This is a genomic window from Nocardioides sp., from assembly GCF_031397825.1.
In the GTDB taxonomy this organism is placed as follows: Bacteria; Actinomycetota; Actinomycetes; order Propionibacteriales; family Nocardioidaceae; genus Nocardioides.
On record NZ_JANNML010000164.1, the window covers coordinates 21,018 to 30,270 of the forward strand.

General features: G+C 67.4%; 8 protein-coding genes and 1 pseudogene. All 9 read left to right on the plus strand.

Features of this window, described 5'->3' with window-relative positions:
- Nucleotide 1: 1 nt before the first annotated feature.
- Nucleotides 2-1,288 carry an MCE family protein gene (locus tag RMN98_RS14350; protein WP_309649499.1) on the plus strand — a complete coding sequence of 429 codons (1,287 nt, stop codon included), beginning with the start codon at nucleotides 2-4 and terminating at the stop codon, nucleotides 1,286-1,288.
- Nucleotides 1,288-2,322 (plus strand): MCE family protein, encoded by a 1,035-nt coding sequence (locus tag RMN98_RS14355; protein ID WP_309649500.1) that lies wholly within the window; start codon nucleotides 1,288-1,290, stop codon nucleotides 2,320-2,322. Before RMN98_RS14350 ends, RMN98_RS14355 begins: the two co-directional genes overlap by 1 nt.
- Nucleotides 2,319-3,284: an MCE family protein gene (locus RMN98_RS14360; protein WP_309649501.1), complete on the plus strand. Its 966-nt coding sequence runs from the start codon at nucleotides 2,319-2,321 to the stop codon at nucleotides 3,282-3,284. The genes RMN98_RS14355 and RMN98_RS14360 overlap by 4 nt, the downstream gene beginning before the upstream one ends.
- A gap of 5 nt (nucleotides 3,285-3,289) precedes the next feature.
- Complete coding sequence (locus RMN98_RS14365; protein WP_309649502.1) at nucleotides 3,290-4,420, plus strand: MCE family protein; 1,131 nt, start codon at nucleotides 3,290-3,292, stop codon at nucleotides 4,418-4,420.
- Nucleotides 4,417-5,865, plus strand: a complete 1,449-nt coding sequence (locus RMN98_RS14370; RefSeq protein ID WP_309649503.1) for an MCE family protein — start codon at nucleotides 4,417-4,419, stop codon at nucleotides 5,863-5,865. The genes RMN98_RS14365 and RMN98_RS14370 overlap by 4 nt, the downstream gene beginning before the upstream one ends.
- A complete protein-coding gene (locus RMN98_RS14375) occupies nucleotides 5,862-7,136 on the plus strand; it encodes an MlaD family protein (RefSeq protein ID WP_309649504.1) in 1,275 nt (424 codons plus the stop codon). The genes RMN98_RS14370 and RMN98_RS14375 overlap by 4 nt, the downstream gene beginning before the upstream one ends.
- Nucleotides 7,133-7,741, plus strand: coding sequence for a hypothetical protein (locus RMN98_RS14380; RefSeq protein ID WP_309649505.1), 609 nt, complete (start codon nucleotides 7,133-7,135; stop codon nucleotides 7,739-7,741). The genes RMN98_RS14375 and RMN98_RS14380 overlap by 4 nt, the downstream gene beginning before the upstream one ends.
- Complete coding sequence (locus tag RMN98_RS14385; protein ID WP_309649506.1) at nucleotides 7,738-8,520, plus strand: J domain-containing protein; 783 nt, start codon at nucleotides 7,738-7,740, stop codon at nucleotides 8,518-8,520. Before RMN98_RS14380 ends, RMN98_RS14385 begins: the two co-directional genes overlap by 4 nt.
- 263 nt (nucleotides 8,521-8,783) lie before the next feature.
- Nucleotides 8,784-9,253 (plus strand): annotated as a pseudogene (locus tag RMN98_RS14390) (DNA-directed RNA polymerase subunit beta); the annotation flags it as partial.

Sequence of the window (9,253 nt, forward strand, 5' to 3'; positions counted from 1 at the left end):
GATGAAGATCCTGAAGAACTACAAGCTCCTCGGCGTCGCGTTCCTCGCGCTGCTGGTCCTGGGCGTCTACGCGACGTTCGCCATCTTCACCAAGAAGTACGTCGACTACGACGAGGTGACCTTGCAGACCTCCTCGATCGGGCTCCAGCTGCCCTCGCGTGCCGACGTCAAGATCCGCGGTGTCATCGTGGGCGAGGTCCTCGAGTTCGACACGATCGAGGAGGGTGCGGAGCTCACCCTCGGCATCTTCCCCGAGGAGATGGACACGATCCCGGCCAACGTGACCGGGGCGATCGTGCCCAAGACGCTCTTCGGCGAGAAGTACGTCAGCCTCGAGATCCCCGAGAGCGGTCCCGAGGGGCAGCTCGCTGAGAACGCCGTGATCAGCCGGACCGCCGTCAGCACCGAGGTCGAGCAGGTGCTCTCCGACCTCTACCCCCTGCTGCGTGCCGTCCAGCCCGCTGACATCAACATGACGCTCAACGCCCTGGCCACGGCCCTGGAGGGTCGTGGCAACGCGATCGGCGAGAACCTCGAGACCGTCGACGCCTACCTCAAGCAGCTCAACCCGCAGATCCCCGGCCTCGTCGAGGACCTGCGGCTGACGGCCGAGGTCTCCGACATCTACAGCGACGTGCTGCCCGAGGTGGCCCAGATCCTCGAGAACACGATCACCACGACCGGGACGCTCGAGGACCGCTCCACCCAGCTGAACGCACTGTTCACCGACGTCGCGTCCTTCTCCGACACCGCCCGCACCTTCCTCGACGACAACGGCGACAACCTGGTGCGGCTCGGTGAGGTCAGCGCCCCGCAGCTGCGGGTCCTGTCCCGCTACGCCCCGGAGTTCCCCTGCCTGACCGAGGGCATCGTGCGCGCCGGCAAGCTGCAGGCGGAGGCCTTCCGCGGCTTCACCCTCCACATCGTCCTCGAGACGCTGCCGCGCCAGCCGCGCGCCTACGGCCCGCAGGACCAGCCGCGCACCCAGGTCGACCGCGGGCCGACCTGCCTCAACCTGCCCAACCCGCCGTGGAGCCAGGAGAACCCGCTCAAGCGGCAGCCTGACTTCGACGACGGCGTCGACGAGCCGACCGGCAAGGGGACCTCTCGCGTGTCACCGGGTTACTACTACTTCGACGGCGCCGGCGAGCCCGGAAGCTCCGAGGAGTCCGCCCTGCTCAAGGAGCTGATGGGCCCCGGCTTCGGTCTGCCCGCCGCCGAGGTCTCCGACCTCAGCGTCCTGCTCGTGGGCCCCCTGGCCCGTGGCGCGGAAGTGAGTCTCCGCTGATGGCCGTCCTCGACAAGCGCACGTTCAACGACCTCGTCAAGCTCGTGGTCTTCATCGTGATCACGACCCTGGCCACCGGGGTGCTGGTGATCACGATCGGCAACCTGTCCTTCCAGGGCTCCCGCGACTACCAGGCCGAGTTCGTCGACGCCACCGGCGTGGTCAAGGGCGACGACATCCGCATCGCAGGCGTCAAGGTCGGCACGGTCAACGACGTGGAGATCTTCGACCGCAACCGGGCGATGGTCTCCTTCAGCGTCGAGGAGACCACCATGCTCAACCAGGCCACCACGGCGACCATCCGCTACCGCAACCTCGTCGGCCAGCGCTACATCTCGCTCGACCAGCAGGTCGGTGACGCCGCGGTGCTGCAGGAGGGCGACACGATCCCGGTCGACCAGACCGCCCCGGCCCTCGACCTCACGGTCCTCTTCAACGGCTTCAAGCCACTGTTCGAGGCGCTCTCGCCTGACGACATCAACAAGCTCTCCTTCGAGATCGTGCAGGTCTTCCAGGGCGAGGGCGGCACGCTCGAGAGCCTGCTCAGCAACACCGCGTCCATCACCTCGACCCTCGCGGCGCGAGACCAGGTCATCGGCGACCTCATCACCAACCTCAACACGGTGCTCGACGACCTCGCCGACCGCGACGACCAGCTCACCGACCTGATCAAGACCTTCCGCACCTTCGTGTCGGGGCTCAACGAGGACCGCGAGGCGATCTTGAGCTCGCTCGACCAGATCTCCTCGTTGTCGGTGGAAACCGCCGGACTCGTCGAGGGGATCCGCCCGCCGTTCGTCGAGGACATCAAGCAGCTGCGCCGCTTCGCGACCAACGTCGCGCGTGGCAAGGGCGAGCTCGACCGTGCCCTCCAGGTGCTTCCCATCAAGCTCGAGAAGGTCGGACGCACCGCGATCTACGGCTCCTGGTTCAACTTCTACCTGTGCAACTTCCAGGGCAAGGTGCGCCTGCCCGGCAACCTCACCGTCCCGGTCAACTACGACACTGCCTCTGCAAGGTGTGATCTCGGATGAAGCCCTTCCGCGAGCGCAACCCGGTGATCATCGGAGCCGCGAGCATCACCGTGCTTCTGCTCCTGCTCGTCGCCGCCTTTCGCGCCCAGGACCTGCCACTGATCGGTGGAGGCGACACCTACTACGCCGCCTTCACCGAGTCGGGCGGGCTCAAGGCCAACGACGAGGTCCGGATCGCCGGTGTCCGCGTCGGCAAGGTCGAGGCTGTCGAGCTCGAGGACGGCCACGTGCGTGTGACCTTCCGGGTCAGGACCGACTCGGAGTTCGGCGAGCTCACCCAGGCCGCGATCAAGATCAAGACGCTGCTCGGCGCGATGTTCCTCTCCCTGGAGCCCGCGGGCGAGGGTCAGCTCGAGGACGGCTCCGAGATCCCCGTCGAGCGCACCAGCTCGCCGTTCGACGTCGTCGCGGCCTTCTCCGGTCTGGCCGAGACCTCCGCCGACATCGACACCGACCAGCTCGCCGCCTCGCTGACGACACTGGCCGACCTGACCCGCAACACGCCCGAGGAGTTCCGCCTGGCGCTCGACGGGGTCTCGGCGCTCTCGCGGACGATCGCCTCGCGTGACGACGAGATCAACTCGCTGCTGACCAACCTCGACCGGGTGTCCACGGTGCTCGACGCGCGCGACCAGGACATCATCGGGCTCATGGAGGACTCCGACGTCCTGTTCCGCGCTCTCGTGGCGCGCCGAGAGTCGGTGCACAACCTGCTGGTCTCGACGTCGACCTTGTCCAAGGAGCTCACCTTGCTGGTCCAGCAGACCCGCGAGGACCTGAAGCCGGCTCTGCTCAAGCTGGAGGAGGTCGTCGACGTGCTCAACAAGAACGAGGACAACCTCGACAACAGCCTGCGGCTGATGGCCCCCTTCTACCGGGTCTTCGCCAGCACGCTCGGCAACGGCCCGTGGTTCGACACCTACATCCAGAACCTGCCTCCCGTGGGGACACCGCGACTGTGAACACCGTGAAGAAGTTCATCGGCCCCCTGCTCGTCGTCGCCCTGGTGGTGGTCGCCGCGCTGACCCTCATGGGGGGCGAGGAGCGCAAGACGCTCACCGCCCACTTCCCGCGGGCCATCTCGATCTACGAAGGCAGCGAGGTCCGAGTGCTCGGCGTCCCCGTGGGGACCGTCGAGACCGTGAAGCCGTCCGGCACCGACGTCGTGGTGACCGTGAGCTACGACGCGGACGTCAAGATCCCCTCCGATGCTCAGGCGGTCATCATCGCCCCGTCGATCGTCGGCGACCGTTACATCCAGCTGACGCCGGTCTACACCAAGGGCGACGTGCTGGGCGACAACACCGAGCTCGACGGTGGGCGCACCGCCGTGCCGCTGGAGCTCGACGACATCTACTCCAGCCTCGACCGCCTCAACCTGGCGCTCGGTCCCAACGGCGCCAACGAGAACGGTGCCTTGACCGACCTGCTCGAGGTGACCGCCAAGAACTTCGGCGGCGAGGGCGCTCAGTTCAACCAGACCATCAAGGACTTCGCCACCTTGTCGGCCACCTTGGACAACAACAAGGAGGAGCTCTTCGGCTCCGCCGAGCAGCTCGGTCGGTTCATCGAGACCCTCGCAGACAACGACGCGACGGTGCGGCGCTTCAACACCTCGCTCAGCTCGGTCTCGACGTTGCTGTCGGGCGAGCGCGAGGAGCTCGCGGCCTCGCTGCGCAACCTCTCGGTGGCGCTCGGCGAGGTCGGCACCTTCGTGCGCGACAACCGCGAGGTCCTGGGTCGCAACATCACCAAGATCAACCGGGTCGCCAAGGTGCTCGTGAAGCAGCGCGGCGCCCTCGATGAGGTCCTGACCGCCGGCCCGCTGGCGCTCAACAACCTGGCGCTGACCTACAACCCTGACGCCGGCACGCTCGACACCAACGCCAACATCGGAGAGCTCATCAACCAGATCGAGTCCGACCCGGCCACCCTGCTGTGCGGCTTCGTCAACAATGCCGACCCGAGCGGTGAGCTGTGCGACCTGATCGAGACGCTCCCGTTGCCGCGCACCGGCCCCTTCGGTGCAGGCACCGGCTCGTCTTCCGGCGCCAAGTACGACCTGACCCTCGGTGGTCTCGTGGAGGTGACCGAGTGAAGGTCAAGATGCGGCTCCTGGTCGCCCTGCTCTTCGGCACGCTCTCCCTGAGCGCCTGTGACTTCGACGTCTACAGCCTGCCGCTCCCGGGCGGCACCGACGTCGGTGACAACGCGATCACCGTCGACGTGATGTTCCGCGACGTGCTCGACCTGGTGCCTCAGTCGACGGTCAAGGTCAACGACGTCAGCGTCGGCCAGGTCAAGGAGGTCAAGCTCGACGGTCAGGTGGCCCGCGTGACGATCGAGCTGCGCGGCGACACCCAGCTCCCCGACGACACCGTGGCCGAGATCCGTCAGACCAGCCTGCTGGGCGAGAAGTTCGTCTCGCTCAAGGCTCCCGAGGATGGGGGCTCCGGCGATCTCGCCGACGGCGACGTCATCCCGCTGGAGCGGAGCGGTCGAAACCCCGAGATCGAGGAGGTGCTGGGCGCGTTGAGCCTGCTCCTCAACGGCGGCGGCATCGCTCAGCTCAAGACGATCACGAGCGAGCTCAACCTCGCCCTCGAGGGTCGCGAGGACAGCGTCAAGTCGGTGCTCGACCAGGTCGACCTCTTCGTCGGCCAGCTCGACGACAACAAGGACGACATCGTCGACGCCATCGAGAGCCTGAACCGCCTGGCCCTCTCGGTGCGTCGTCAGCAGGGCACCATCAACTCCGCTCTCGAGGAGCTGCCCAGCGCCCTCACCTCCCTCGACGCCCAGCGCACCGACCTGGTCAAGATGCTGCAGGCGCTCAACCGCCTCGGCGACGTCGGCGTCGACGTGATCAGGCGCTCCAAGGACGTCACGATCGCCTCGATCCGTCAGCTCCAGCCGGTGCTGACCGAGCTGGCCAACTCCGGCGACAGCTTCGTCAACGCCTTCAACGTCTTCCTGACCTACCCCTTCGTCGACGAGGTCGTCGGTCGGGACCCCCAGGTGGCGCGCAACCTGCACCTCGGCGACTACACCAACCTCTCAGCCACCCTCGACATCGACCTGACAGGCGAGAACGGGCTGCCCGACGTCCCCGGCATACCGTGCTTCCCGCTCAGTGAGATCCCCGACGACATCCCGCTCGACGAGCTCCTGGACCTGCCCAACCTCTGCGAGGGCGCGTCCAACGCCATCACCGCCTGCCTCAACAACCCGTCTGCAGCAACCTGCGAGGGTCTGCCTGCCGCGCTCATCGACGCGGTCTGCGACGCGAGCGGCGTCCCGCTCCCGGGCCTGTGTGGCGCCGGAGGCACGGGTGGAGGCGACGGCGGACCGATCGAGCTGCCGGAGCTGCCCGGACTGCCCGGCCTCGGAGGTGGCCTCGGTGGCCTGCTCGGAGCAGGGCGCACGGGCTTCGGTGCCCAGGACGACAGCGCCAAGGCTGGAGGAGCCACGATGGGACAGCTCATGGAGGTCTACGACCCCGCCCTGGTGTCGCTGCTCGTGCCGGGGATGGTGGTCCGATGATCACCCGCCGCACCAAGGTCCAGCTGCTGATCTTCGTCCTGATCACCCTGCTCGGGGTGACCTACGTGGGTGCCCGCTACGCCAAGCTCGACCGGTTGTTCATCGACGACACCTACACCGTCGTCGCGCACTTCCCCGAGTCCGGCGGCATCTTCTCCGGTGCCGAGGTCAACTGGCGTGGCGTCAAGATCGGCCGCGTGGGCGAGCTGGTGCTGACCGACGACGGCGTCGACGTACACCTGGACATCGAGAAGTCCTTCGACACCATCCCGGCCGACACGGTCGCCATCGTGGGCAACCGGTCGGCGGTGGGTGAGCAGTTCGTCGAGCTCCAGCCCAACGTCGACTCCGCGCCGTTCCTCCGGGAGTCCTCCGAGATCGACAAGGCCGACACCCGCACCCCGGTCTCGACCAACCAGCTCCTGACCAACCTCTCCAACACCGTCTCCTCGGTCGACCAGGAGGCGCTGCGCACCACGGTCAGCGAGTTCGGCGACGCCTTCGGCGGCGCGGGGCAGGACCTGCAGACGATCATCGACTCCGGCAACTCCTTCATCGAGGTCGCCAACCAGAACTTCGACGTCACCACCCGCCTGATCGAGGACGGCAACGTCGTCCTGACGGGGCAGATCGCCTCGGAGAGCGCGCTGCGCAACTTCGCCACGGAGCTGGCGAAGTTCAGCGAGACCCTCGCCGGCGCCGACGGGGACCTGCGCACGGTGATCGACAACGGCTCGGCGACGGCCAACCAGCTGCGCACGTTCCTGGAGCAGAACCGCGTCGAGCTGGGGTCGCTGATCAACAACCTGGTCACCACCGGCGAGGTCGTCGTCAAGCGACTCCCGGGCATCTCGCAGATCCTGAGCATCTACCCCTACATCGTGGAAGGCGGTTTCACGGTCGTCTCCAAGTCGCCGGACACCGGCCTCTTCGACGCGCACTTCGGGATGATCATCACCGACAACCCGGTCTGCCACCGCGGCTACGAGAGCACCGACACCCGCCCGCCGCAGGACACCGGCGACCGACCGATGAACGAGCAGGCCGGGTGCACCGAGCCGCCCGCGATGAGCAATGCGCGTGGCCCGCAGAACCTGCCGGGCAGGGTCGCTCCCGTCATCGCGTCCTACGACGAGGAGACCGGCAAGCTGACCTGGGGCAACCGGGCCGCCCGGGCGAAGACCTCGACCGGTAGCGTGGCGCCTTCAACGTTGGGACAGGAGTCGTGGAAGTGGCTGTACCTCCAGCCCCTGATGGCGCCCCAGGGGTGACGTCACGCATCGCTTCCACACGCCTGCTCCGCCTGCTCGTACCGGCGCTCGTGCTGGTCATCGTCGGCTGCGTCGGCTCCCTGGTCTTCCTGGCCGGCTCGCGCTCGGCCGAGGGCGCGTCCTTCAGCGACCGGGTCAGCTCAGTCTTCGAGGGGGACACCTCGCAAGCACGTGAGCGCGAGGTGGCGATGTCGCAGGCCAAGCAGTTCGTGCTGCGGCTCAACACCTACGGTCCGCAGCTCCTCGACGAGAACAACGCGATGCCGGACTACCGCGAGCTGGTCACCGAGGTCATCACGCCCAAGTTCGCCACCGACTTCGAGGAGAACGCCGCGCTGGCCGAGCAGACCGTGGCGCAGGCCGGCGTCGGTCGCACCGGCGAGGTCTTCTCGACCGGCACCTCGGCGATCGACGGCGACTCAGCCACGGTGCTGGTCGCCGGCTCCTTCACCAACTCCTACCCCAACCCGCAGGCTCCCGAGGAGCGCATCGACACCGACTCGCTGCCCTTCCGCTTCGAGGTGTCGCTGAAGAAGATCGACGGTGAGTGGCTCGTCGACGACTTCGTGCCGCTGACCGGCGAGGCAGAGGAGCCCGTGCAGTGAGTCCCCACTGGTACGACCTGCTCGACGTCGACCGCAACGCGACCTCCGAGGAGATCCGCGCCGCCTGGAAGTCCTCGATCGCCGACCTCGACCCGAGCGACCGCCGCTTCCGCGTCCTCAACGAGGCCGCTGAGATCCTGCTCGACCCGCAGCGCCGCGCGGCCTACGACGCCACCCTGGTGGAGCAGGAGGAGGCCGAGGCGGAGGCGGAGCAGCAGCGCGAGGACGACGTCGCGCCTGTCGTCGTGACACCGACCTCCGCGGAGGGGACGAGCAGCGCGGCTGCGACCTTCCCGACGCGACGACGAGGGACCAGGCTCGCGCTGCTCGCCCTCCTGGTGCTGATCACGCTGGCCGTCGTCGTCGCGACGATCTTCGCCTGGACCCGTCCGGGGCCGGTCGACGAGGGCCCGGCCCAGGCTGCGGCCGAGGTCGCCGTGGTGCCCGTCCTCTCCTACGACTACCGCACGCTGGATGCGGACGCCGAGGCCGCGAAGTCCTACATGACCGCCTCCTTCCGCGACAGCTACGACGAGACCTTCACGCTGCTGCAGGAGAACGCTGGACGCACCAAGACCGTCGTGAGCGTCGATGCCGTGGTCGCGTCCGGCATCGTGCGCTCGGGCGAGGGCCGCGTCGACGTGCTGCTGTTCGTCAACCGCTCCCGCACCAACGTGCAGCAGGAGGACACCTTCCGCGACCAGGTGACGATGCAGATGCTTCTGGTCGACGGCGAGTGGCTGGTCGACGGGCTCGTCACCACCCCCGCCGCGGCCTGACCCGGCCCGTCGTACGACCCGGTCGGGCCCGCCCGCCCGCAGCTCGTCCACAGCCGCGCGGACGCGGTGCTTGACCTGGGCGGCTGCGGAGCGCATGATTCCGGCAACGCTCGTCGGTACGGCGCATGCAGGTCTTGTTGTGCGCCCAGATTTGTTGTATGGTGGCGCATTGCGCCTGCCCTCAAATACTCGTCAGCCTGCCCGGTGGCTGTGCCTGTGGGGGGTGACGGCGCCACTCAGAGCGACACGTCGAAGGACAACTCTTGGCCGCGCGCAGCACCTCCGGTAACTCCCGCCGCATCTCTTTCGCAAAGATCAAGGAGCCTCTCGAGGTTCCCCAGCTCCTCTCTCTCCAGACCGACGCCTTCGACTGGCTGATCGGCAACGAGAAGTGGGACGCCGTCGTCGAGCGTCGACGCTCCGAGGGCGAGGACGTCTCCAGCAAGTCCGGTCTGACCGAGATCTTCGAGGAGATCTCCCCGATCGAGGACTTCTCCGAGACGATGTCCCTCGCCTTCGAGAACCCGGTCTTCTACGACCCCAAGTACACCGTCGACGAGTGCAAGGAGAAGGACTTCACCTACTCCGCTCCGCTCTACGTCTCGGCGGAGTTCACCAACAACGACACCGGTGAGATCAAGGGCCAGACGGTCTTCATGGGCGACTTCCCGCTCATGACCGACCGGGGCACCTTCATCATCAACGGCACCGAGCGCGTCGTCGTCTCGCAGCT